This window comes from Comamonas sp. (assembly GCF_036643215.1).
In the GTDB taxonomy this organism is placed as follows: Bacteria; Pseudomonadota; Gammaproteobacteria; order Burkholderiales; family Burkholderiaceae_C; genus Comamonas.
In genome coordinates this window covers 114,685-137,655 of the sequence record NZ_JAVXSJ010000011.1, presented here as the reverse complement: position 1 = coordinate 137,655, position 22,971 = coordinate 114,685, and the positions used below count along the sequence as shown (strand labels likewise).

Annotated in this window: 17 protein-coding genes, 1 tRNA gene and 1 pseudogene; 10 read left to right on the top strand and 9 right to left on the bottom strand. The window is 60.6% G+C overall.

Translation table 11 applies throughout. From position 1 onward, the window contains the following. Window positions 1-97: 97 nt before the first annotated feature. The 4 genes from RSF91_RS10005 to RSF91_RS09990 form a co-directional block, all read right to left on the bottom strand. Window positions 98-173: transfer RNA gene (locus tag RSF91_RS10005), tRNA-Lys, on the bottom strand. 79 nt (window positions 174-252) lie between these two features. Then, window positions 253-1,131, bottom strand: coding sequence for an NAD(P)-dependent oxidoreductase (locus tag RSF91_RS10000; RefSeq protein ID WP_332568277.1), 879 nt, complete (start codon window positions 1,129-1,131; stop codon window positions 253-255). 183 nt (window positions 1,132-1,314) lie between these two features. Then, on the bottom strand, window positions 1,315-2,292 hold the full coding sequence (locus tag RSF91_RS09995; RefSeq protein WP_332568276.1) for a GMP reductase: 978 nt from the start codon (window positions 2,290-2,292) through the stop codon (window positions 1,315-1,317). 236 nt (window positions 2,293-2,528) lie between these two features. Further along, complete coding sequence (locus RSF91_RS09990; RefSeq protein WP_332568275.1) at window positions 2,529-3,137, bottom strand: TetR/AcrR family transcriptional regulator; 609 nt, start codon at window positions 3,135-3,137, stop codon at window positions 2,529-2,531. Window positions 3,138-3,244: 107 nt separating this feature from the next. Between RSF91_RS09990 and RSF91_RS09985 the strand changes: the two genes are divergently transcribed. From RSF91_RS09985 to RSF91_RS09965, 5 genes are all read left to right on the top strand, one after another. Then, window positions 3,245-4,744: an efflux transporter outer membrane subunit gene (locus RSF91_RS09985; protein WP_332568274.1), complete on the top strand. Its 1,500-nt coding sequence runs from the start codon at window positions 3,245-3,247 to the stop codon at window positions 4,742-4,744. Between the two features lie 35 nt (window positions 4,745-4,779). After that, window positions 4,780-5,946 carry an HlyD family secretion protein gene (locus tag RSF91_RS09980; RefSeq protein WP_332568273.1) on the top strand — a complete coding sequence of 389 codons (1,167 nt, stop codon included), beginning with the start codon at window positions 4,780-4,782 and terminating at the stop codon, window positions 5,944-5,946. 10 nt (window positions 5,947-5,956) lie between these two features. Continuing rightward, window positions 5,957-7,558 (top strand): DHA2 family efflux MFS transporter permease subunit, encoded by a 1,602-nt coding sequence (locus tag RSF91_RS09975; protein WP_332568272.1) that lies wholly within the window; start codon window positions 5,957-5,959, stop codon window positions 7,556-7,558. 170 nt (window positions 7,559-7,728) lie between these two features. Next, window positions 7,729-10,197 carry a UvrD-helicase domain-containing protein gene (locus RSF91_RS09970; RefSeq protein WP_332568271.1) on the top strand — a complete coding sequence of 823 codons (2,469 nt, stop codon included), beginning with the start codon at window positions 7,729-7,731 and terminating at the stop codon, window positions 10,195-10,197. 200 nt (window positions 10,198-10,397) lie between these two features. Continuing rightward, complete coding sequence (locus tag RSF91_RS09965; RefSeq protein ID WP_332568270.1) at window positions 10,398-12,473, top strand: PhoX family protein; 2,076 nt, start codon at window positions 10,398-10,400, stop codon at window positions 12,471-12,473. Between the two features lie 73 nt (window positions 12,474-12,546). On the opposite strand, the gene RSF91_RS09960 is transcribed toward RSF91_RS09965, so the two are convergent. The 3 genes from RSF91_RS09960 to RSF91_RS09950 form a co-directional block, all read right to left on the bottom strand. Beyond that, complete coding sequence (locus RSF91_RS09960; protein WP_332568269.1) at window positions 12,547-13,380, bottom strand: BPSS1780 family membrane protein; 834 nt, start codon at window positions 13,378-13,380, stop codon at window positions 12,547-12,549. Window positions 13,381-13,504: 124 nt separating this feature from the next. Continuing rightward, window positions 13,505-14,461 (bottom strand): homoserine kinase, encoded by a 957-nt coding sequence (locus RSF91_RS09955; protein ID WP_332568268.1) that lies wholly within the window; start codon window positions 14,459-14,461, stop codon window positions 13,505-13,507. A 115-nt stretch (window positions 14,462-14,576) separates the two neighbouring features. Further along, complete coding sequence (locus RSF91_RS09950; protein WP_332568267.1) at window positions 14,577-14,939, bottom strand: hypothetical protein; 363 nt, start codon at window positions 14,937-14,939, stop codon at window positions 14,577-14,579. A gap of 100 nt (window positions 14,940-15,039) precedes the next feature. Here RSF91_RS09950 and polA point away from each other — a divergent pair, with 100 nt between their 5' ends. From polA to RSF91_RS09925, 5 genes are all read left to right on the top strand, one after another. Further along, window positions 15,040-17,862, top strand: a complete 2,823-nt coding sequence (gene polA / locus RSF91_RS09945) for a DNA polymerase I (RefSeq protein ID WP_332568266.1) — start codon at window positions 15,040-15,042, stop codon at window positions 17,860-17,862. A 173-nt stretch (window positions 17,863-18,035) separates the two neighbouring features. Continuing rightward, the gene (locus RSF91_RS09940; protein ID WP_099739070.1) at window positions 18,036-18,698 is read left to right on the top strand and encodes an AzlC family ABC transporter permease; all 663 of its coding nucleotides are present in this window, start codon (window positions 18,036-18,038) and stop codon (window positions 18,696-18,698) included. Further along, window positions 18,695-19,006, top strand: coding sequence for an AzlD domain-containing protein (locus RSF91_RS09935; protein ID WP_332568265.1), 312 nt, complete (start codon window positions 18,695-18,697; stop codon window positions 19,004-19,006). The genes RSF91_RS09940 and RSF91_RS09935 overlap by 4 nt, the downstream gene beginning before the upstream one ends. A gap of 85 nt (window positions 19,007-19,091) precedes the next feature. Beyond that, window positions 19,092-19,997, top strand: a complete 906-nt coding sequence (locus RSF91_RS09930; protein WP_332568264.1) for a dienelactone hydrolase family protein — start codon at window positions 19,092-19,094, stop codon at window positions 19,995-19,997. A 184-nt stretch (window positions 19,998-20,181) separates the two neighbouring features. Beyond that, window positions 20,182-21,087: a ZIP family metal transporter gene (locus RSF91_RS09925; protein ID WP_332568263.1), complete on the top strand. Its 906-nt coding sequence runs from the start codon at window positions 20,182-20,184 to the stop codon at window positions 21,085-21,087. A 65-nt stretch (window positions 21,088-21,152) separates the two neighbouring features. Here RSF91_RS09925 and RSF91_RS09920 read toward each other — a convergent pair whose 3' ends face one another. Further along, on the bottom strand, window positions 21,153-21,890 hold the full coding sequence (locus RSF91_RS09920; RefSeq protein WP_332568262.1) for a LytR/AlgR family response regulator transcription factor: 738 nt from the start codon (window positions 21,888-21,890) through the stop codon (window positions 21,153-21,155). Further along, window positions 21,871-22,937, bottom strand: a pseudogene (locus RSF91_RS09915) (sensor histidine kinase). The gene RSF91_RS09920 and the pseudogene RSF91_RS09915 overlap by 20 nt, the downstream one beginning before the upstream one ends. Window positions 22,938-22,971 lie beyond the last annotated feature (34 nt).

Sequence of the window (22,971 nt, the reverse complement as noted above, 5' to 3'; positions counted from 1 at the left end):
AACGGATTAAGAGTCCGCTGCTCTACCAACTGAGCTAAGAGCCCGCCGGAGTAAATCCGGAGGATCAATCTGATGTGAAACCAGATTGAAGAATTTTTGGTGGGCCCTGAGTGATTCGAACACTCGACCAACGGATTAAGAGTCCGCTGCTCTACCAGCTGAGCTAAGAGCCCCACATCTCGCCTGCGCTGCAAGCAAGACCGCAATTATGCGCTATTTCTGGAGGGCTTGCAGGAAAACCCGCGGTTTTTTTCAATCCAGCGCGTTGCGTCTTTGCAATTCCACGAACAGGCCAGCTTGATCGAGATCACCCAGACCGTTCTTGACGCCCTCGGCATAGAGCTGTTCTAGCAAGCCAGTAATGGGGGCGTCAAAGCCGATTTCCTCGGCGGTGGCCGTGGCGTTGCGCATGTCTTTCAGCTGCACCGTCATGCGGCCGCGCGGCGCAAAGTCGTGGTTGACCATGCGTTCGCCATGCACTTGCAGAATGCGGCTGTCGGCAAAACCGCCCGAGATCGCTTCACGCACCTTGGCGGGGTCGGCACCGCCGCGTTCGGCCAGCAGCAAGGCTTCGGCCACGGCGCCGATGGTGATGCCCACAATCATCTGGTTGGCTAATTTTGCCAGCTGGCCTGCGCCATGCGGGCCCACATGGGTTGCACGGCCCAGCGCAGCAAAGACGGGCAGGGCACGTTCAAAATCTGTAGCATCGCCACCGGCCATGATGGCCAGTGTGCCGGCTTCTGCGCCCAGCGTTCCGCCGGAAACGGGGGCGTCAAGGTGCTGTACGCCCAAGGCGTTGAGCTTGCTGGCGTGCTCACGCGCTTCACGTGGCTGGATGGAGGCCATGTCGATGAAGAGCGAGTCCTTGGGCATGGCATCGGCCACGCCCAGATTGAACAGCACTTCGCCCACGATGACGCCGCTCTCCAGCAGGCTCACGGCAAAGTCCACGCCGCGTACGGCGTCTGTGGCGTTGTCGTGAATGGTCACGCCGTCAGCGGCCAGCGGCTCGGCCTTAGCGCGGGTGCGGTTCCAGGCGTGGACTTCATGGCCGGCCTGAGCAAGGCGGCGCGCCATGGGCAGACCCATCATTCCTGTGCCCAGAACGGCGATCTTCAAAGTGCTCATTGTGTTGTTTCCTTGGAGTTTTTATGAATGCCAACATGCTAAGGCCTGAGGGCGCTGGCAATGGCTGGAGTGGGCACAGATCAGTTGTGCGCCCTGAGCGCAGAAACAACAAGGGCAGCCGAAGCTGCCCTTGATGCTTTTTTTGGAGGTTCACCTTCGCGCTGGTGAGTTGCGCTTACGCGCTTACATCAGCAGATGCTCGCCAGCGTTATCGCCGCCGAGAATGACGTAGTTGACCTTGCGGATGTCCATGAGCTTGGTGCCGCCGGAGTAGCTGATGGAGGACTGAGTGTCCTGCTGCATTTCGATCAGCGTATTCATCAGCGGGCCCTTGACGGGTTCCAGAATGCGCTTGCCTTCAACGTGCTTGTACTCGCCCTTGTTGAAGTCAGAAGCCGAGCCGTAGTATTCCTTGAACAGCTTGCCGTCCACCTCCACGGTTTTTCCCGGCGATTCTTCATGGCCTGCAAACAGCGAGCCAATCATGATCATGGTGGCGCCAAAGCGGATGCTCTTGGCAATGTCACCGTGGCTGCGAATGCCGCCGTCGGCAATGATGGGCTTGGTCGCCACGCGGGCGCACCACTTGAGCGCCGACAGTTGCCATCCGCCCGTGCCAAAGCCGGTCTTGAGCTTGGTGATACACACCTTGCCGGGGCCCACGCCTACCTTGGTTGCGTCGGCGCCCCAGTTTTCCAGGTCAATCACGGCTTCGGGGGTGGCCACGTTGCCAGCAATCACAAAGGCCGCAGGGATCTTGGCCTTGATGTACTGGATCATGTTCTTCACGCTCTCGGCATGGCCGTGAGCAATGTCGATGGTGATGTATTCAGGGCAGATGCCGTCTGCGACAAAGCTGTCGACCGTGTCGTAGTCGGGTTGCTTGACGCCCAGAGAGATCGATGCGAACAGACCCTTGGACTGCATGTCCTTGGTGAAGGCCACGTTGTCGATGTCAAAACGGTGCATCACATAGAAGAAGCCGTTTTGCGCAAGGTAGGCGCAGATCTTCTCGTCCACCACCGTCTTCATGTTGGCGGGCACCACGGGCAGCTTGAAGCTGCGGTTGCCCAGCACTACGCTGGTGTCACATTCCGAACGACTTTCAACGCGGCACATGCGAGGCAGCAGAAGAATGTTGTCGTAGTCGAAGATTTCCATTTTGTTTCCAAGCTCCAGAGAGTTTGCAGCAGGCCCATGGCTTGCTTAAATTTCAAGGATAGGCGCTTGGCTTGGAGACCGGTTTTCCCCCGGCATGCGAAATGCGGGCAAAAAAAACCGGACCACAAGAATCTTGGGCCCGGTGATTGATTCTATATGGAGCTGGCCAAAAGCGTATGTCCACACGATCTTATTAGGGTTATATAGAATTCCGTATAGACCCTATTTAGATGCTCTTAAGGTTTGGAACCATAGGCGCGCATGAAGGTTTCAACCGCACGTTCGCTGATCTGGATGATCTCTTCGGGCGTCGGAGCAGGCAGATGCTGAAACACAAAGCGCGGCAGCAGCTCGGCTTCGAGCAAGGCCAGCAACTGGTGCATCATGGTTTCGGTATCGGCCGCGCGCAGCAGTTGGCGCTCAATGCCCAGTTGCAAAAAATCCTTGATGGCGGCATTTCCCCTGGCTGGACCCATTTCCCAGCAGCGCTGGCCGATATTGGAGCGCCCGCCTTCTGATACCAGCAGGCGGCGCACAGCCATCACATTGGGCGAATACAGCAAGCCCAGAAAACGTTGACCAAAGTCACGCAGCGTCTGCGCCGCATCGTCGCCGGGCGTTTGCAGCGCCAGCATGGTGTTCTGAAAGTCGGCTTCAGAGGCCTGAAACATCACCTCCAGAAACAACGCTTCTTTCGACGGGAAATAGTTGTACAGCGTGGCCTTTGAGCCGCCCAGCCGCGTGCAGATCTCGGACATGGAAGTGCGCTCAAAGCCCAGCTCGCCAAAGGTGGCTGCTGCGACATCAATGATGGCTTGTCGCTTTTCCTCCGTTTTGGTGCGCATGAGGAGAAATGTCCTTGGGTTGATGTGATGTCTTTCAGTGTATCTCTTGCGATTGAAATACTCTAAAACATATACTGTACCGTACAGTTCATTATTAAAGTATTTCAATGACAACACGCATTGCACCTGCGTTGGAGGGCAGCCCGCGCACGCGCCGTGGCTGGCTGATCCTGGGTTTGCCCATCTTGCTGGCCGCCTGCGCTCAGGTTCCTGAATGGAATGGAAAAGCATCGCTGACTCAGCTTGTGCCAGACGCGTTGCAGGCCACGATCAATGCCCCACGCATGGACTGGCCCACGCAGCAATGGTGGCAGCGTTATGGCGATGCACAGCTTGACCAGCTGATTGCCGAAGCCCTGCAAACTGCACCAGACATGGTCGCTGCCGCAGCCCGCGTGCAACAGGCCAAGGCCATGCTGGGCGTGCGCGAATCGGCCAGTGCGCCGCAGCTATCGGCCCGCGCATCGGCCAGTGAAGACAAGCTCAGCTACAACCACCTGAGCCCCGATGCCTTTACGCCGCGCGGCATGAATGACTATGGCCGCGCCACGCTGGATTTGAACTGGTCGCTGGATTTGTGGGGCAAGCAGCGCGCCGCTGTTGCAGCCGCAGCCGGTGAGCTGGCCGCCCGCGAGGCTGATGCCGCGCAGGCTCGTCTGCTGTTGTCCAGCAACGTCGCCAGTGCCTATGCGCAGTTGCTGCGCCTGGCTGCGAATGAGCAGACGCTGGAGCAGTCCGTCAAAGTGCGCCAAGCCACGGCCAACCTGTTTGCCGAACGCTATGCGAATGGGCTGGAAAACAAGGGCAGCGTACACAGTGCGAATGCCAGGCTGGCAGCCGCCCGCGCTGAGCTGTCGCAAATGCAGGAGCAGGTGGCTCTGCAGCGCAACAGCATTGCTGCGTTGATGGGCGCTGCGCCTGACCGCGGCGCCCATATTCAGATTGACGCTAAACGTCTGCAATCACTATGGCGGCAGCACTGGGCCTTGCCAGAGCAACTGTCCGCCAACCTGCTGGGTCGCAGGCCCGATGTGGTGGCCGCACGGCTGCAAGCACAGGCGCTGGAATCGCGCGTAGCTGCGCAGCAGGCCGAGTTTTACCCCGATGTGAACTTGAGCGCCTTTATCGGCGTGCAGTCGCTGGGGCTGGACATGCTGACCAAGAGCGGCTCCAGCATTGCCAGCATTGGCCCGGCCATCAGCCTGCCCATCTTCAACGGTGGCCGTTTGCGTTCTGAGCTGGGTGCAGCACGTGCCCGTTATGACGAAGCAGCGGCGCAGTACCGCAGCACACTCAACCGCGCCTTGCAGGAAGTGGCAGATAACGCCACCAGCCAGCGCGCATTGCAGCAGCAATTGACGGCCATGCAACAGGCCGTAGAGGCCGCGACTGAAGCGCACCGCGTGGCCCGAAACCGCTATGAAGGTGGGCTGGCGCGCTACCTCGATGTGCTGTCTGCCGAAGACCAGTTGCTGGCCAGCGTGCGCCAGCTGGTCGATGTGCAGTCGCGTGCATTGACGCTGGACATTGGCCTGCACCGCGCTCTGGGCGGCGGCTGGAGCGAAGACGCCAGCGCGCAAAAGACGGCTGAGCAGCCTCAGGCCTGATCGATTTCTAGAACTGAATAATTCCAAGGTTTTGTATGACTGAAAACGCTTCTTCTGTGAGCGCCAATCCTGCTGCCCGCGTGCAGCGCCGTAACAAGCTGCTAGCTGGTCTGGCCGGTGTGGTCATCGTGGTGGGCATTGCTGCTGGAGCCTACTGGTGGCTGCATTCCTCCCACTTTGTCTCTACCGACAACGCGTATGCGGCGGCCGAGGTGGCGCTGGTCACTCCATCGGTGGGCGGCACAGTGTTTGAGGTGCTGGTCAAAGACACGCAGGCGGTGAAAAAAGGCGATGTGCTGGTGCGCATCGACCCCACAGACGCCAAGCTGGCACTGGCGCAAGCCGAAGCTGAACTGGCCCGCGCCACACGCCGTGTGAAGGGATATGTTGCCAATGATGGCGGGCTGAAAGCACAAGTCACGGCACGCGAGGCGGATGAAAAGCGCGCCGCGGCTCAGTTGCTGGCCGCGCAGGCGGATATGGAGCGCGCCACCATTGACTTGAAGCGCCGTGAAGCGCTGGCCAAGAGTGGCTCAGTCTCTGGTGAGGAATTGACGCAGGCGCAGAACGCCTTTGCCGCCGCTAAGGCGCAACAGGCATCGGCGGTAGCAGCGCAGGCACAGGCCAAGGCCAACCGTGAAGCCGCCATTGGCGCCAAGCAGGTCAATGCCACGCTGATTGAAGGCGCTGATGGCGAGAGCAATCCCGAAGTGCTGCTGGCGCTGGCCCGCCGTGATCAAGCTCAGGTTGATCTGGATCGCACCACGGTGCTTGCTCCCGTCGATGGCGTGGTAGCCAAGCGCAGTGTGCAGATTGGCCAGCGCGTGCAGGCCGGTGCAGCGCTGATGGCTGTGGTGCCTGTGCAGCAAATTTATGTAGATGCCAACTTTAAGGAAGGCCAGCTGGGCAAGGTGCGCGTGGGCCAGCAGGTAGCGCTGCAGGCGGATCTGTACAGCAGCGATGTGAAGTACAAGGGCACCATCGTGGGCTTCAGCGGCGGCTCTGGCGCGGCATTTGCGGCCATTCCTGCGCAGAACGCCACAGGTAACTGGATCAAGGTGGTGCAGCGCCTGCCGGTGCGCATTCAGCTGGAGCCGGCAGAGCTGCAAAAGAACCCGCTGCGCGTAGGCCTGTCCATGCATGTGACGGTGGATACACGTACCGGCCCTGCAGATGCCGCTGGCGTGGCGGCCGCTCAGTGAGCTTGTTGTTATGAGCGATCACAACGCAAGTTCTGTGCAGGCCAGCCCTGTGCCAGCAGCAGGGGCCGATGCACCTGCCGTGCCCATGGCACCCGGCATGGTGCCGCTGACGGGCGGCACGCTCTGGCTGGCCGCGCTGGTGCTGGCGGCGGCCAACTTCATGGCCGTGCTGGACATGACGGTGGCCAATGTCTCAGTGCCCAGCATTGCAGGTAATCTGGGGGCCACGACCAGCCAGGGCACCTGGGTCATCACCAGCTACGCCGTGGCTGAAGCGATTACCGTACCTCTCACCGGCTGGCTGGCCTCGCGCTTTGGCGCGGTTCGTGTATTTGCCACTTCCATGGCGCTGTTTGGTCTGGCATCGCTGCTGTGCGGCATGGCCAATTCGCTGGGCATGCTGGTGTTTGCGCGCATTTTGCAAGGTCTGGCCGGTGGCCCGCTGATGCCGCTGTCTCAGTCGTTGCTGCTGCGCATCTTCCCGCCGCATATGGCGCCAGCGGCCATTGGCTTATGGGCAATGACGACGCTGATTGCACCTGTGCTCGGCCCCATTGTGGGCGGCTGGATTTGCGATGAGTTCACCTGGCACTGGATCTTTTTGATCAACATCCCGGTGGCGTTGGTTTGCGCCTTGGCTGCTTGGTATTTGGTGAAACGCTATGAGCAGCCGCTGCTCAAAAATCCGATTGATAGCGTGGGCCTGATTTTGCTCATCGTCTGGGTGGGGTCGCTGCAGCTCATGCTGGATGAGGGCAAGAACCTGGACTGGTTTGCCTCGCCCATGATCGTGGCGCTGGCCGTGGTCGCCGTGGTGGGCTTTGCCGCCTTCATGATCTGGGAGCTGCATGCCGAGCACCCGATTGTGGATTTGCGGGTGTTCAGGCACAGAGGCTTTTCCATGGCGGTGCTCACCATCAGCCTAGCGTTTGCGGCTTTCTTTGCCGTCAACGTGCTTACGCCGCTGTGGCTGCAAAGCTTTATGGGCTATACCGCCACGCTGGCGGGCATGGTGACGGCCTGGACGGGGCTGTTTGCGCTGTTTGTGGCACCGGCTGCTGCAGGGCTTTCCGCCAAAATGGACCCGCGCAAGCTGATCTTTGGCGGTGTGTTCTGGATGGGTGTTATCACCTGCTGGCGCGCGTTTGCGACCACCGATATGGGCTACTGGGACATCGCCCTGCCGCTGATGTTCATGGGCTTTGGCCTGCCGTTCTTCTTCATCCCGACCACCGGGCTGGCGCTGGCCAGTGTGGAGCCGCATGAGATGGATAACGCAGCCGGGCTGATGAACTTTCTGCGCACCTTGTCGGGGGCTGCGGCAGTGTCGGTGGTCAACACCGCATGGGAGAACGGCACCACGCGCAACCATGCTGAACTGGTGGGCTTGAGCGACAGCAGTGGCGAGGTATTGCAGGGCTTGCAGCAATCGGGCATGAGCCCGGATGCGTCGCTCTCTGCCTTTGATCACCTCATCACCAGCCAGAGCGTGATGCTGGCCACCAACCAGATCATGTTCATCATTGCTGGCGGTTTTATTCTGGCGGCCTGTGCGATCTGGCTGGCACCCAAGCCGACACGTGTCGTCGAGCCGGGAGCCGGTGGTCACTAAATGCTTTTAAGTGCTCATTGAATTGATAGCTGTTTGCGCTTGATTGACATGGGTTTCAGGTTTTAAAAGGCTTGAAGTCCATACAAATCATGCGCAAGCAGCTTTTCTTTTCATAGCGTAATGGAGCAGCAAATCGCAGGGAGTCGCCAGCATTTCTACAATGGCAGGCTATGTTCCCGATCGACCTGCTTGACTTCGCGCCCGAAGGCGCAAACCCCGCATCCAACTCGCCCCTGCTGGCGGGCCTCAACGATGAGCAATTGGCGGCTGTAACGCTGCCTGCGGGCCATGCGCTGATCTTGGCGGGCGCTGGCTCGGGCAAGACCCGCGTGCTCACCACGCGCATCGCCTGGCTGCTGCAGACCGGGCAGGCCACGCCCGGCTCCATTCTGGCCGTGACCTTTACCAACAAGGCCGCCAAAGAGATGCTGGCGCGTCTGTCCGCCATGCTGCCTTACAACGTGCGCGGCATGTGGATTGGCACCTTCCACGGCCTGTGCAACCGCATGCTGCGCGCCCACTATCAGGCCGCCAAGCTGCCGCAGGCGTTTCAGATTCTGGATACGCAAGACCAGCTCTCGGCCATCAAGCGCCTGTGCAAGCAGTTCAATGTGGACGACGAGCGCTTTCCGCCCAAGCAGCTGATGTACTTCATCGCGGGTTGCAAGGAAGAAGGCATGCGCCCCGCCGATGTGGTGGCCACCGACCCCGATACGCGCAAAAAGGTAGAGCTGTACCAGCTCTACGAAGAGCAATGCCAGCGCGAAGGCGTGGTGGATTTTGGCGAGCTGATGCTGCGCAGCTTCGAGTTGCTGCGTGACGATGTGCATCTGCGCCAGCACTACCAGCGCCGCTTTCAGCACATGCTGGTCGACGAATTTCAGGACACCAACAAGCTGCAATACCAGTGGCTCAAGCAACTGGCGGGCGAGGCCGATGGCGAGCGCTATGTCTCGCAATCCAGCGTGATTGCCGTGGGCGATGATGACCAGAGCATCTACGCCTTTCGCGGTGCGCGTGTGGGCAATATGGCTGACTTCATTCGCGAGTTTGATGTCAAAAACCAGATCAAGCTGGAGCAGAACTACCGCAGCTACAGCAATATTCTGGACTGCGCCAACGCCCTCATCAGCAACAACAGCAATCGTTTGGGCAAGAACCTGCGCACCACGCAGGGGCCGGGCGAGCCGGTGCGCATTTACGAATCCCCCAGCGATCTGGCCGAGGCCGCGTGGATGGTCGACGAGATCAAGCAGCTGGTCAAAAACGACGGCTTCAAGCGCCAGGAAATTGCCGTGCTCTACCGCAGCAATGCGCAAAGCCGGGTGATTGAATCGGCGCTGTTCAACGCCTCCATTCCTTACCGTGTGTACGGCGGCCTGCGCTTTTTTGAACGCGCTGAAATCAAGCACGCGCTGGCTTATCTGCGCTTGCTGGAGAACCCGCACGACGAAACCAGCTTCTTGCGCGTGGTGAACTTCCCCGCACGCGGCATTGGTGCGCGCACGATTGAGGTGCTGCAGGACACGGCACGCAGCAGCGGCTGCTCTTTGAATGATGCGGTGACGGCGGTAGGGGGGTCAGCCGGAACCAAGCTGCAGGGCTTTGTGGCCAAGCTTGATGTGCTGCGCGAGCAGATGCAGGGCAAGACGCTGCGCGAAATCATCGAAACGGTGCAAGAGCAAAGCGGCCTGATCGAGCATTACCGCAATGAAAAAGAAGGTGCCGACCGCATAGAGAACTTGCAGGAACTGGTGACCGCTGCCGAGAGCTTTGTCACGCAAGAAGGCTTTGGCCGCGATGCCGTTGCACTGCCGGTGGATGAGCATGGCAATGCTGCTCGTCCTTTGTCGCAGTCACCTGCCAGTCAAGGGCTTGACCCGAATGCACCGCTGCTGGATGACGCCTTGAAGGCACCCGCTGGCACGGCGGCATCCATGGTTAATGCAGACACGGGTGAGACCCTTTCGCCGCTGCAGGCCTTCCTCGTCCACGCGGCATTGGAAGCGGGTGACAACCAGGCGCAGGCCGGGCAAGACGCGGTGCAACTGATGACCGTGCACGCATCCAAGGGGCTGGAGTTTGATGCCGTGTTTATCGGCGGTGTGGAGGAAGGCCTCTTCCCTCACGAAAACGCCATGATGGACCGCGGCGGCATTGAAGAAGAGCGCCGCCTGGCTTATGTGGCCATCACCCGCGCCCGCAAGCGCCTGTACCTGAGCCATTCGCAGACGCGCATGTTGCATGGTCAGACGCGCTACAACACCAAGAGCCGTTTCTTTGATGAATTGCCCGAAGAAGCACTGAAGTGGATCACGCCAAAGCAAGGCGGCTTTGGCAGTTTTGCTCCTAATTCAGGTGCTGGTGGCGCTTATGGATCAAGGGCTGGAGGCCAGTTTGGCTCCAGCTGGGGCAGCAAGCAGACGGAAGTTTTCGCCAGCCCGCCCGTGCCCAAGCAAAAGGCCGAGCCATCGCATGGCATCAAGGCGGGCATTGCGGTGTTCCACAACAAGTTCGGCGAAGGCAAGGTGCTGGCCGTTGAAGGCCAGGGCGACGATGCCCGCGCCCAGGTCAGCTTTGGCCGTCACGGCACCAAGTGGCTGGCGCTGTCGATTGCCAAGCTGACGATTGTGGATTGAGTTTGAGATAAATGCAGAGCGGGTGCGGCACAGGCTGGCACCTGCTCTGCGCTGAGATGATTTTTGGATGTGGTTTGTGTGACGCGGTGATGACTGGCGCAGTAGCGCGCTTGGGTTATGCGAACTGTCACATCTGTGTAGTGGGCGAGACCTAAATTGCGGTGCATTACAAACCCGCAACCACGAGGAGTCTCGCTCTCATGAGCAAATCAATTTCTGACAAGGTCGTTCGCAACCAGGCCGGCAATGCACCCTTCAGCGCGATTCTGGAAGCCAATCTCTCCCGTCGCATGCTGACTCGCGGTGGTCTGAGTGCGGCCCTGACGGTGTTCAGCGGCGGCATGCTGGCCGCCTGTGGTGGTGGCAGTGATAGCGCAGCAGCGCCTGCACCTGCTCCTGCGCCTGACCCCGTACCGACTCCCAAGGTGGCTCTGGGCTTTGAGTCGTTGCCCATGTCGATGACTGATGCCTGCGTAGTGCCCGCTGGCTATGTGGCCCATGTGCTGGGTGCCTGGGGCACACCGCTGAACGACAAGGCGGCAGAGTGGAAGAGCGACGGCAGCAATACCTCGGAGGACTTGCTCAACTCCACCGGCATGCACCACGATGGCATGCACTACTTTCCGCTCAATGGCAGCTCGACCGAAGGTCTGCTGGTGGTGAATCACGAGTACATCGACGAGAACGCTCTGCACCCCAATGGCCAGACGGGCACAGGCGCTGGCGAGAAGCGACCAGCCGAAGAAGTGCGCAAGGAAATCAATGCCCACGGCGTGGCCGTCATGCATATCAAGAAGAGTGGCTCGGTCTGGGAGATCGTCAAAAACTCCAAGTACAACCGCCGCTTCACCTCTGCGACGCCGATGGCGCTGGCAGGCCCTGTGGCCAAGTCGGAATGGGTGAAGACGCCTTTCTCCAAGGATGGCAGCCAGGCACGCGGCACCAACAACAACTGCGGCAATGGCACAACGCCCTGGGGCACGTACATCACCGCCGAAGAAAACTGGGCATCCTGCTTTGTGAACACCGGCACGGTACCTGCGCACCAGAAACGAGTGGGCGTGGCCACCAAGACAGGCCGCTATTTGTGGGAAACCGCAGCCGGTGATGCGAGCGAGAAGGATGCGGAATTCGCCCGCTTCAACATCACGGCCAGTGGTGCCGATGCGTTGAGCGACTGGCGTAACGAGGTCAACGGCTTTGGCTATCTGGTCGAAATCGACCCCTACGACCCCGCCAGCATCGCCACCAAGCGCACGGCCATGGGCCGCTTCGCCCACGAAGGCGCGGCCTACAGCGTGCCTGAAGCGGGCAAGCCACTGGCCTTCTACACCGGCGATGATTCGCGCTTTGAATACATCTACCGCTATGTGTCCGATGCGGTCTGGGACCCGGCAGATGCCAAGCGAACCGACCGCCTTGCCGTGGGTGCGAAGTACCTGGACAAGGGCACGCTGTCTGTCGCTCGCTTCAACGAAGACGGCTCGGGCACCTGGTTGCCACTGACGCTGGACAGCGTGGGCAAAGACGGCAGCAAGCTGAGCACGCAGTACAAGACGCTGGATGAGATTTTGCTGAACACCCGCGGCGCTGCCGACTTTGTGGGTGCGACGCCTATGGACCGCCCAGAGTGGACGGCGGTGAACCCCACCAACGGCGATGTGTACCTGACGCTGACCAATAACACCAGCCGCAATGCGACGACGGGCACCAATGCGGCTAACCCGCGCCTGAACAACGTCAATGGGCACATCATTCGCTGGCATGACGTGGCGGGTAACACCAGCTTCAAGTGGGAGATCTTTGTCTTTGGCTCCAACGCTGGTGCAGATGCAGACACCAATCGCTCTGGCCTGACCACGCTGAACCAGCTGGCCAGCCCCGACGGTATTGCCTTTGATGACCGCGGCATTCTGTGGGTGCAGACCGATAACGGCATTGATGGCGGCCGTAAAAACGACGTGGCCAAGGCCACGAATGACCAGATGCTGGCCGTCATTCCCGGTGCTCTGGCAGACAGCAAGGGCACGGGCCCGGCGATCAATGCCAGCAATCAAGGTGATCTGCGTCGCTTCTTTGTGGGGCCGAACGAAGCCGAAATTACCGGCTTTGCCTATACGCCCGATTACCGCACCATCTTCCTGAATGTGCAGCATCCGGTGAACTGGCCCGCCTATGGCAGCAACGATGCAACGGCTGTGCCTTCCGGCAAGGTGCGCCCCCGTTCATCGACGGTGGTGATTCAGAAAGCCGATGGCGGGCCTGTTGGCGTGTAACGCGTCACTCAGAGCGTAAAAAAGCCGCTGTAGCTTGGGCTACAGCGGCTTTTTTCTGTGTGACTCAAATGCTTCAGATGGGAGGCAGGTTGTCGTCGTTCTTGGAATCGTGGGAAATTTCCATTTCGTCCTTGCCATCAGGAGCCGAAAAGCTGTCGCGAAACGAAAACACGATGGAGGTGAAAAACACCGCAGCCAATGCCAGCGCTGTAGCCACCATCAGTCCGCCTGCAATGCTGCCGATGAGTGCAGCCAGAATGCCGGTGACGATGGCCAGCACCATGCCGGTCGCGATGAAGACGCCAACCCAGCACACGCCAAAGACAAAGTACGCGCCGATATTGCGGATGCAGCCGACAAAGCTGAAGAAAAGCGATTTGACGGGGCTGATGCCATGCCAGTGAATGAGGGCTGGGGCATGCCAGAAGGCCAGCGACAGAGGCAGGTACAGGCACATGCTCAGCCACATGGCGGACTGGAACTCGGGCTCTTCGGCCAGCTCGCGGGTCATGGGGGTCTGGCCCAGATAGACGCTGGCGAAGTTGCCGCCATCCACAATGCTGGAGGCACCGATGATGAGCAGAAAGCCTGCGGCGTACATGCCGCCCAGCATCAACATGGATTGCAGGTGCTGGCTGCCGGAGCGAAACGACACCAGCAGCAATGCGGGCGTGGGCTTGCGGCCGTGGGCGGCTTCGGAGGCCGCAACCATCATGGTCAGCGAGATGCAGGGCAGCAGTGCCAGAGCGAGAACGGGGCCGATGAGCGGCAGGGCCGAGATCAGCGACATGCTGGCCATGCCCAGAAAGAACAGGGCGGCCAAAGCCAGAGGCTGGCTTTTGAACGTGCGCAGACCTTGGAGCACCCACTGAAGACCAGTGCGGGCGGGAACGATTTGAAGTTTCATGGAAGAGGCTGAAATACTTTTGCGAGAGCGTGCAAAAGTCGCTTCTTGCACTGTACCCGAGACGGCTTTACGGGGCCATTAATAGCCCCGTAGCACTTTGCAACTTGGGAGTAAGGCTCGGCGCTTAGTCCAGCGTCAGCGGGTGGGCAATGCGCTGGTTCAGCACGCGCTCGAAGTGCGTGGGGTCATGGGGCTGCAGCAGGGCCGCTTCACGCGGCAGATAGAAGTCCCAGAGGCGAGAGATCCAGAAGCGCAGCGCGCCAGCACGCAGTTGGGCGTTGAGCAGTTCACGCTCGGCAGCCGCCAGCGGGCGTACGGCCTGGTAGGCAGCGAGCATGGCTTTGGCGCGCGTGGCATCGTGCGCACCTGTTGCGTGATCGATACACCAGTCGTTCAGGCAGACGGCCAGATCGAAGAGCCAGGTGTCCACGCCCGCGAAGTAGAAGTCGAAAAAGCCTGTCAGCTTGTCGCCTTCAAACATCACGTTGTCGCGGAACAGATCGGCGTGGATGGGGCCGCGCGGCAGGGCCGCATAGGCCGCCGATGCGGCAATGTGGTTCTGGTAGGCCAGCTCTGCACGCAGCAGGCCAGCCTTTTCCTCGTCCAGGTGCGGCAGCACGACGGGCACGGTCTCATTCCACCAGGGCAGGCCGCGCAGATTGGGCTGGTTGCGTTCGTAGTTCTGGCCGCCCAGATGCATGCGCGCCAGCATGTCGCCCACAGCGGCGCAGTGCACGGGCTGGGGGGCTAGCTGGCTCTTGCCAGCCAGTCGATTGACGATGGCCGCAGGCTTGCCGCAGACCTTGAGCAGAATGTCGCCGCTGCGTGTTTCGCCTTGCGGGTCTGGCACGGGGATGCCTGCCTGCGCCAGATGCTTCATCAGGTACAGGTAAAACGGTAACTGCTCAAAGCTCAGGCGCTCGAACAGAGTCAGCACGTACTCACCCTGATCGGTCGTCAGAAAGTAGTTGGTGTTTTCAATGCCGCCCTGAATGCCGCGCAATTCTTTGAACGAGCCAAGGGACAGGCGGCGCAGCAGGTCGCGCGCATCTTTATCGGAAACTTCGGTGAAAACAGCCATGGTGAATGCGCCGGCCTGTGACAGTCGGCCGAGCTAACAGGTGATGGGTTCTATACGCAACAGGGCAGTGCGGTGCGGCACTGCCCTGTCATGAATGGGGAAAGCGCGCGGCGCTTCAGAATTTGAGGAAGTTCCAGACTCGGGTGCCCGTGGTGTCGCCGCTGTTGTTGTCGCGGTTGCGGGCAGCGCGGGCGCCGTCGTTGGACTGCACCTCGTACTCGGGCATGGAGCCCACCTTGGGTTGCACGGTAATGCTCTGGGTCTGGCCGCCTACACGGGTTTCATCAACACGGCTGCCTGCGTCTTCCACGCGGATATGTTCAATCCGCTGGTTGTGCTTGCCGGTGGGCGCAGAGTTGTCCTGCTGGCCTTGAGGCGCAGGAGCTGCCACGGCTTGGGCAGGTTCAGAAGTGGAGGTCTGGGCCAGAACAGATCCGGCAGCCAGGCTCAGAATGATGAAAAGTGGTGCAGCGCGCATGATGGCTCGATTGTAGGGCGACTTCGAATTCTCCCACTATGCTCTGCCCGTCTTTGAAGCGGCGCCCTGCGCAGGCGGGCACGCGTGCACAATTCGGGGTATGAGTAATTCCAAGACCCTGGTGCTGGTGGACGGCTCCAGCTACCTTTACCGCGCCTACCATGCCATGCCCGATCTGCGGGCCATTCCCGGCGATCCGGTCAGCCCCGCCACGGGCGCCATTCGCGGCATGGTGAACATGATGCAGGCGCTGAGGAAGGATGTGCAGGGCGACTACGCGGTGTGCGTGTTTGATACCTCGGGCCCCACCTTCCGCGATGCCATGTACGACCAGTACAAGGCCACGCGCTCGCCCATGCCCGACGATCTGCGCAGTCAGATCGAGCCCATCCACGAAGTGGTGAAGCTGCTGGGCTGGAAAGTGGTGGCCGTTCCCGGCGTGGAAGCCGACGACGTGATCGCCACGCTGGCGCAGATGGCGGCGGCCCAGGGCATCAACGTCATCGTCTCCAGCGGTGACAAGGACTTGAGCCAGCTGGTGAACGAACATGTCACCATCATCGACACTATGAACGGCAAAAAGCGCGACGTAGCCGGGGTGACCGCCGAGTTTGGCGTGCCCCCGTCGTTGATGGTCGACTTTCAGGCACTGGTGGGCGACACCGTGGACAACGTGCCCGGCGTCACCAAGGTCGGCCCCAAGACCGCTGCCAAGTGGCTGGAAGAGCACGGCACGCTAGAGAATTTGATAGCTAATGCCGCAGGTATCAAGGGCGTTGCAGGTCAAAACCTGCGCGATGCGATTGCCAGCGGCCAGCTGGCGCTGAGCCGCCAGCTGGTGACCATGAAGACCGACTGCGATCTGGCGGACTACATCAGCGGCCTGCCCCAGCTGGACGACGTGGTCCTGGCCGAGCCAGACAATGCGGCGCTGGTGCCGTTTTATGAAAAATACGGCTTCAAGGGCCTGGCACGCGCGCTGGGTTCTACGGTTTCTGAAGCGCCTCCCGCAAAAGCCGCCAAGCCTGCCAAGGCCAGCAAGGTTGACACCGCCCAAGGTGGTCTTTTTGATGTGGATGACGCAGAAGCCACTGAAGTGGCCGTGGCCGCCCAGCAGCGTGACGTGGTCTACACCACCATCTTGACGGAAGCCCAACTGGACGAATGGCTGACCAAGATCAACGCCGCCGAGCTGACCGCTATAGACACCGAAACCGATTCGCTGGACGAAATGCGCGCGCAGATCGTCGGCATCAGCTTTAGCGTGGCCATTGGCGAAGCCGCCTATATTCCGCTGCGCCACGAAGGCATGGATGTGCCCGAGCAGCTGGATATGAACAGCGTGCTGGCCAAGCTCAAGCCTTGGCTGGAAGACGGCAGCAAAAAGAAGCTGGGCCAGCATGTCAAATACGACCAGCATGTGTTTGCCAACCACGACATTACCGTGCGCGGCTATTCGCACGACACCATGCTGCAAAGCTATGTGCTCGAAGCCGACCGCCCCCACAACCTGACCAGCCTTGCGCTGCGCCACACCGGCCGCACTGGCATCAGCTACGAAGACCTGTGCGGCAAGGGCAAGGGCCAGATTCCATTTGCGCAGGTGCCGGTCGATAAGGCGGCAGCGTACAGCTGCGAAGACTCAGACCAGACGCTGAACGTGCATCAAGTGCTGTGGCCGCAGATTCAGGCCAACGCCGGTTTGCTGCATATTTATGAGCTGGAAATGCAGACCAGCGAAGCGCTGTTTCGCATCGAGCGCAACGGCGTGCGCATTGATGCGGGCGAGCTGGCGCGCCAGAGCAATGATCTGGGTGCGCGCATTTTGAAGCTGGAAGAAGAAGCGTACGAAATTGCGGGCCAGCCATTTAATCTGGCCAGCCCCAAGCAACTGGGCGAAATCTTCTTCGACAAGCTGGGCATGCCTGTGGTGAAGAAAACCGCCACCGGCGCGCGCAGCACCGACGAAGAAGTGCTGGAAAAGCTGGCCGAGGACTATCCGCTGCCCGCCAAGCTGCTGGAGCACCGCAGCCTGTCCAAGCTCAAAGGCACTTACACCGACAAGCTGGCGCAGATGGCCTTGCCCACCGATGGCCGCGTGCACACCCACTACGCGCAGGCCGTGGCCGTGACGGGGCGTTTGTCCAGCAACGACCCCAATCTGCAGAACATCCCCGTGCGCACCCCCGAAGGCCGCCGCGTGCGCGAAGCCTTTGTTGCGCCTGAGGGCAAGCTGATTGCCAGCGCCGATTACTCGCAGATCGAGCTGCGCATCATGGCCCATCTCTCGGGTGACGAGGCCTTGCTCAACGCCTTCAAAAACGGCCTGGACGTGCACCGCGCCACTGCCGCCGAAGTGTTTGGCGTGACGGTAGATGAGGTGAGCAGCGAGCAGCGCCGCTACGCCAAGGTCATCAACTTTGGCCTGATCTACGGCATGAGCAGCTTTGGTCTGGCTAAAAATCTGGGCATTGAAACCAAGGCCGCTGCGGCCTATATCGACAAATACTTTCAGCGCTACCCCGGCGTGAAGCGCTACATGGACCAGACCGTGGAGCTGGCCCATGCACAAGGCTATGTCGAGACCGTGTTTGGCCGCCGCCTGGTACTGCCGGAAATCAACGGCGGTAACGGCCCGCGCAAAAAAGCCGCCGAGCGTGCCGCCATCAACGCTCCCATGCAGGGCACAGCGGCGGACTTGATCAAAAAAGCCATGGTCGCCGTACAGGCCAGGCTGGATGCGGAAAAGCCCGAGGTGCTGGTCATCATGCAGGTGCATGACGAACTGGTGTTCGAGCTGCCCGAGTCGGCAAGGGAATGGGTGAAGGCCGAAATCCCCTCCATCATGGCCGGCGTGGCCGATCTGGCCGTGCCGCTGCTGGCCGAGATCGGCTTTGGAGAGAACTGGGAGAAGGCGCACTGATGCGCTTTTCACCGCAGGCTCAGTGAGCCTTTCACGCCAAAGCGCTTTTAAAAAGTGAGCTTCTAGCGCAATCAAACAGGGCACTTCAGATGATTTCATGTCTGAAGTGCCTTATTTACATGCGCCAGCAGCTATTGAAATGATTTGAGGATTCTTTGTTCAAAGACTTTGCAATGACACCAGCCGTACGCATGGGGCTATCCATTTCGGTGGCCACCGGCTTGTACGGCATTTCTTTTGGCGCATTGTCCGTGGCGGCGGGGCTCAATATCTGGCAGACCATGGCCTTGAGCGCACTGATGTTCACGGGCGGCTCGCAGTTCGCGTTTATCGGTGTGATCGCCGGTGGTGGCAGTGGTCTGGCGGCCGTGGGGGCTGCCACGTTGCTGGGTGTGCGCAATGCGATTTACGGCATGCAGATGAGCCGCTTGCTGGGTGTCAAAGGGCTGCCGCGCTGGCTGGCTGCGCACTGGACGATTGATGAATCTGCGGCCACCGCATCGGGGCAGGAAGAGCTGGGTGAGCAGCGCCGTGGCTTCTGGGTGGCGGGTGCGGGTGTGTTTTTGCTGTGGAACCTGTTTACCTTGCTGGGCGCGCTGATGGGTAATGCGCTGGGTGATACGCGCCGCTTTGGCCTGGATGGTGCGGCGGTGGCAGCCTTTTTGGGCTTGCTCTGGCCGCGCCTGAATGCGCGCGAGCCGGTGGCTCTGGCGCTGGCTTGCGGGCTGGTGACGGCGATTGCCATTCCTGTGGTGCCGGCAGGCGTGCCCATTTTGCTGGCCGCTGCAGTGGGCGCGTTCTGGGGCTGGGTCAGACCATCGGAGGCAAAGCAATGACGCTGTCTTTATGGCAATGGATTTTGCTGGCCTGTGCGCTGGCTTTTGTGACCAAGCTGCTGGGCTATAGCTTGCCCGAGCGCTGGATGCGCAGCCCGCGCATGGCTCAGGTGGCGGCCAGCTTGACGGTAGCGCTGCTGGCTGCGTTGACGGTGATGAATACCGTGGCCAGCGGCACGCAGCTGGCGCTGGATGCCCGTCTGGGTGCTTTGCTGGTGGCCGCGATTGCACTGTGGCTGCGCGCCCCGTTCTTGCTGGTGGTGGTGCTGGGGGCTGCCGCTTCGGCGCTGCTGCGCTGGCTGGCTTGAATGGGCAGGCTTTAGACTGCATGGCGCAGGCGGCTGGCTGATTGCGCTGCCGTGGCTTGAGATTCCATCAACCAGAGGAGGATTCATGAAGTACGAAGACATCGCTCAGGATATGAAGGGCCTGCTTGGCGCCAATGCCGACGCTCCACCCAGTCGCCGCGCAGCGTTGCGGGCGGCTCTGGGCGCGGGACTTGGCGTGGGTTATGCCAGTGTGGCCGGGCCGGTGATGGCGCAGACGGCGATCAAGACCTCTGCCGATGGCCTGACGGCGGGCGAGGTGAGTATCGATGTCCACGGCTTCAAGCTGCCAGCCTATCGTGCCGCGCCTGCGGGCAAAAAAAATCTGCCGGTGGTGCTGGTGATTTCTGAAATCTTTGGTGTGCATGAATACATTGCCGACACCTGCCGCCGACTGGCACGCGCGGGCTATATGGCCATTGCGCCCGATTTGTTTGTACGCCAGGGCGACCCCATGGCCTATGGCGAAATGGCCAAGTTAATGAGCGAGGTGATTGCCAAGGTGCCCGATGCGCAGGCAATGGGCGATCTGGATGCAGCGGTGCAATGGGCAAGTACCAATGGTGGCGATGCGAGCAAGCTGGCCATTACGGGGTTTTGCTGGGGCGGGCGCATTACCTGGCTGTATGCGGCGCATGGCCCGGTCAAGGCGGGCGTGGCCTGGTATGGGCGTCTGCAGGGTAATAAGAACGAGCTGCAGCCAACGTTCCCGATTGATCTGGTTGCCAAGCTCAAGGCCCCGGTGCTGGGCCTTTATGGCGGCAAGGACACGGGCATTCCGCAAGAGTCTGTGGATGCGATGAAGGCCGAACTCAAGAGCGGGTCAGCGGCGGCCAAGATATCGGAGTTTGTGATCTACCCCGATGCCCCCCATGCTTTCCATGCGGACTACCGCCCCAGCTACCGTGAGCAAGCGGCGCAGGATGGCTGGGCGCACATGCTGAGCTGGTTCAAGAAACAAGGCGTGGCCTAATTTTGTGATCGGGGGGGGTTGACAGCTTTGCTAAGGTGAAAGAAGTCCCGGGTCGTGCTCCATGCATGATGCGCAACCGGGGCTGACGGTATGGGGATAGTCAGATAGAGCCGCTCAGGCTGTCACATTCTGCGAAAATCCCCGTGTTTCGCCTGTAAAGGTTGCGGTTAAGCCACATAAAGCTATGACATTGGTAGCAATTATTCTGGCCACCCTGGCTGCTGGTATCGGCAGTGTCTGGGTGGCCGCGTTGTTAATGAGCCTCGGAGGAGGTCGCACGCCCGGGGTCATGCCTCAGCGCCTGCTTAGTCTCGCTGCGGGCGCATTGCTGGCTACGGCCTTCATGCATTTGCTGCCCGAAGCGTTTGAAAGCCACGGCAAGGCGCACGACCTGTTTGTGGTGCTGCTGGTCGGGCTGGTGTTTTTCTTTCTGCTGTCCAAGGCCGAGCTGTGGCACCACGGCCATGAACATTCGCATGGCCATGACCACGGCGAGGTGCATGAGCACGGCGATCATTCGCATGATCACCACGAGTCTCATGGTCACGCCCATACCAAGGGCGGCTGGGCGATTCTGACCGGCGACAGCGTGCATTGCTTTGGCGATGGGGTGCTGATTGCCTCGGCCTTCATGGCGGATATTCGTCTGGGTCTGATTGCCGCTTTGTCGGTGCTGGCCCACGAGGTGCCTCACCACATGGGCGACATCGTGGTGCTGCGCCAGTCCAGCAGCAACCGCCGTGTGGCCTTGATCAAGGTGTCCATGGCCGGTGCCGTGACTACGCTGGGTGGTGTGGCAGGCTACTTCCTCATTGGCCAGTTGCATGATTTGCTGCCGTACTTTTTGACGATTGCGTCGAGCAGCTTTATCTATGTGGCGCTGGCTGACTTGATTCCTCAGCTGCAAAAACGCCTGAGTGCCAAAGAGACGGCTGCGCAAGTCTTCTGGCTGCTGGTGGGTATTGTGGTGGTGACGGTGATGAGTGGTGCGGCCCACAATCATGCGCATGACCACGAACATGACCATGCAAATGAAGGCGCGGCAGAGGCCGTGCATTCACATGGCGCAGAGAAAAAACACGAGCATTGATAGCGCGTGCCATACCAACAAAAAACCGGCTCAATCAGGCCGGTTTTTTGTTGGGCAGAAGTGGCTCAAGCCCCATCCTTGAGTTCGGTTTTGACGAGTGCCAGCTGGCGGCGCGATACGGGTAGCAGCTCTGGTACGCCTTGCAGGCGCAGGCCCCAGCCTTCGCCTTCCTCTGGATCGTCATATTTTTCCAGCCCGCGCAGGGCGGCGCGCAGCACCAGTGCGTTGCGGTGAATGCGCAGCAACTGCTCGCAGTGGCGGGTTTCGAGATCGGCCAGCGCGCCATCCAGAATGTAGTTGCGCTGCACGGTACGCACGGTGATGTATTTTTGCTCGGCCTTGAGGTAACGCACTTCAGTCAGCGGCAGCCGCAGCGTGCCGCCGCGCTCTTGAATCAGAAGCACGGGGCCGCTTTCCACCACGCTGAGCGTGCTTAGCGCGCGCTCTGCTTTTTGCAGGGATTGCTGCAGGCGCTCCAGCCGCACAGGCTTGGTCAGGTAGTCCACGGCATCCAGCTCAAAGGCTTGCACGGCGTGGTTGGCGTGGGCCGTCACAAACACAATGGCTGGCGGGTTGGGCATGTTGCTCAGCGTCTGCGCAAACTGCAGGCCGTCCTGGCCGGGCATGTGAATATCCAGCAGCACCAGTTGCACGGGTGTGGGCTGTGCTGTTTGCAAAATGTGCAGGGCTTGCTGGGCATCGGCTGCTTCTTGCACCAGATGCGGGCCATGGGCGCAGTCTCCCAGCAGGGTACGCAGCCTTCCCCGGGCCAGAGCTTCGTCGTCAACGATCAGAATGTGCATGGCGAGATTCTCCGGGGTTTAAGCGGTCTGCGGCAAAGGCACGCTCAGGCGCACCACATACAGCCCGTCGCGCTCGCGGGCGTTGAAGCTGCCTTGCAGATCGTGCAGCAGCGACAGTCTGGCCCTGACGTTATCCAGCGCAATGCCGTTGCCTGCGGTGGGCGAGGTCGAAGGCGTGGCCGGTATGGTGTTGATGATTTGAATCAAGGCCTCGTTACCCCGCTTTTCAGTACGCACCTGTAGCTTGCCGCCACGCGGGTTGGGCTCCACACCGTGGCGAATGGCGTTTTCAACCAGGGGCTGCAGCAGCAGCGGAGGCAGCAGTGCGCTGTGCACGCTTTCATCCAGCTGCCACTGAATTTGCAGGCGCTCGCCAAAGCGCACCTGCTCTATGGACAGGTAGCGCTGCGCCAGCTCAATCTCTTGCGCCAGCGTGGTGGTGAGATTGGGCTCGGCCAGCGCGTAGCGAAACAGGTCGCTCAAGTCTTCCAGTAGCGCCTCGGCCTTGGCCGGTTCAGCACGCACCAGAGCGATGGCGCTGTTGAGGGTGTTGAACAGAAAATGCGGGCGTATGCGCGATTGCAGCTCGGTCAGGCGGGCCTGTGTCTGCGCAGGCGTATTGCCGCGAGCACGCAGCACCAGTGCTGTCACCAGCAAGGCGGCCAGCAGGCCGCCGGTGACTGCGCTGGCCAGCCAGGGGGCTTTGCCAATGCCTGCTAACTGCAGCATTGCGCAGGCATAAAGCCCGGCAAGCGCGCCCAGCAGCACCCCCGCCAGATACTGGCCGCGTGTGCCCAGCCGCTGCAACTGGTGCTTGAGGCTGCAGGCCGTAATCAGCCAGACCAGCGTGCCCGGCAGGCAGGCACCGGTGAGCAGGGCGGTGGAGGAAAACCACTCCCAGATCGAATCCGCACCGTAAATGGCGACGGTGGCCACCACGACTTGCACAAACAGCACGGCACGCAGCACCACGCCGGCATTACAGGCATCAAACACCAGCGCGCTGCGTGGTGAGATGGCGTGAGCGGTGATGGGGGAAATGGGCACAGACTGTTTGAAGCGGGACGATGCCTTGGATTAT

Coding starts and splice junctions, on each gene's coding strand:
- RSF91_RS10000 (WP_332568277.1), bottom strand. CDS start 1,131: ATGAGCACTTTGAAGATCGCCGTTCTGGGCACAGGAATGATGGGTCTG.
- RSF91_RS09995 (WP_332568276.1), bottom strand. CDS start 2,292: ATGGAAATCTTCGACTACGACAACATTCTTCTGCTGCCTCGCATGTGC.
- RSF91_RS09990 (WP_332568275.1), bottom strand. CDS start 3,137: ATGCGCACCAAAACGGAGGAAAAGCGACAAGCCATCATTGATGTCGCA.
- RSF91_RS09985 (WP_332568274.1), top strand. CDS start 3,245: ATGACAACACGCATTGCACCTGCGTTGGAGGGCAGCCCGCGCACGCGC.
- RSF91_RS09980 (WP_332568273.1), top strand. CDS start 4,780: ATGACTGAAAACGCTTCTTCTGTGAGCGCCAATCCTGCTGCCCGCGTG.
- RSF91_RS09975 (WP_332568272.1), top strand. CDS start 5,957: ATGAGCGATCACAACGCAAGTTCTGTGCAGGCCAGCCCTGTGCCAGCA.
- RSF91_RS09970 (WP_332568271.1), top strand. CDS start 7,729: ATGTTCCCGATCGACCTGCTTGACTTCGCGCCCGAAGGCGCAAACCCC.
- RSF91_RS09965 (WP_332568270.1), top strand. CDS start 10,398: ATGAGCAAATCAATTTCTGACAAGGTCGTTCGCAACCAGGCCGGCAAT.
- RSF91_RS09960 (WP_332568269.1), bottom strand. CDS start 13,380: ATGAAACTTCAAATCGTTCCCGCCCGCACTGGTCTTCAGTGGGTGCTC.
- RSF91_RS09955 (WP_332568268.1), bottom strand. CDS start 14,461: ATGGCTGTTTTCACCGAAGTTTCCGATAAAGATGCGCGCGACCTGCTG.
- RSF91_RS09950 (WP_332568267.1), bottom strand. CDS start 14,939: ATGCGCGCTGCACCACTTTTCATCATTCTGAGCCTGGCTGCCGGATCT.
- polA (WP_332568266.1), top strand. CDS start 15,040: ATGAGTAATTCCAAGACCCTGGTGCTGGTGGACGGCTCCAGCTACCTT.
- RSF91_RS09940 (WP_099739070.1), top strand. CDS start 18,036: ATGACACCAGCCGTACGCATGGGGCTATCCATTTCGGTGGCCACCGGC.
- RSF91_RS09935 (WP_332568265.1), top strand. CDS start 18,695: ATGACGCTGTCTTTATGGCAATGGATTTTGCTGGCCTGTGCGCTGGCT.
- RSF91_RS09930 (WP_332568264.1), top strand. CDS start 19,092: ATGAAGTACGAAGACATCGCTCAGGATATGAAGGGCCTGCTTGGCGCC.
- RSF91_RS09925 (WP_332568263.1), top strand. CDS start 20,182: ATGACATTGGTAGCAATTATTCTGGCCACCCTGGCTGCTGGTATCGGC.
- RSF91_RS09920 (WP_332568262.1), bottom strand. CDS start 21,890: ATGCACATTCTGATCGTTGACGACGAAGCTCTGGCCCGGGGAAGGCTG.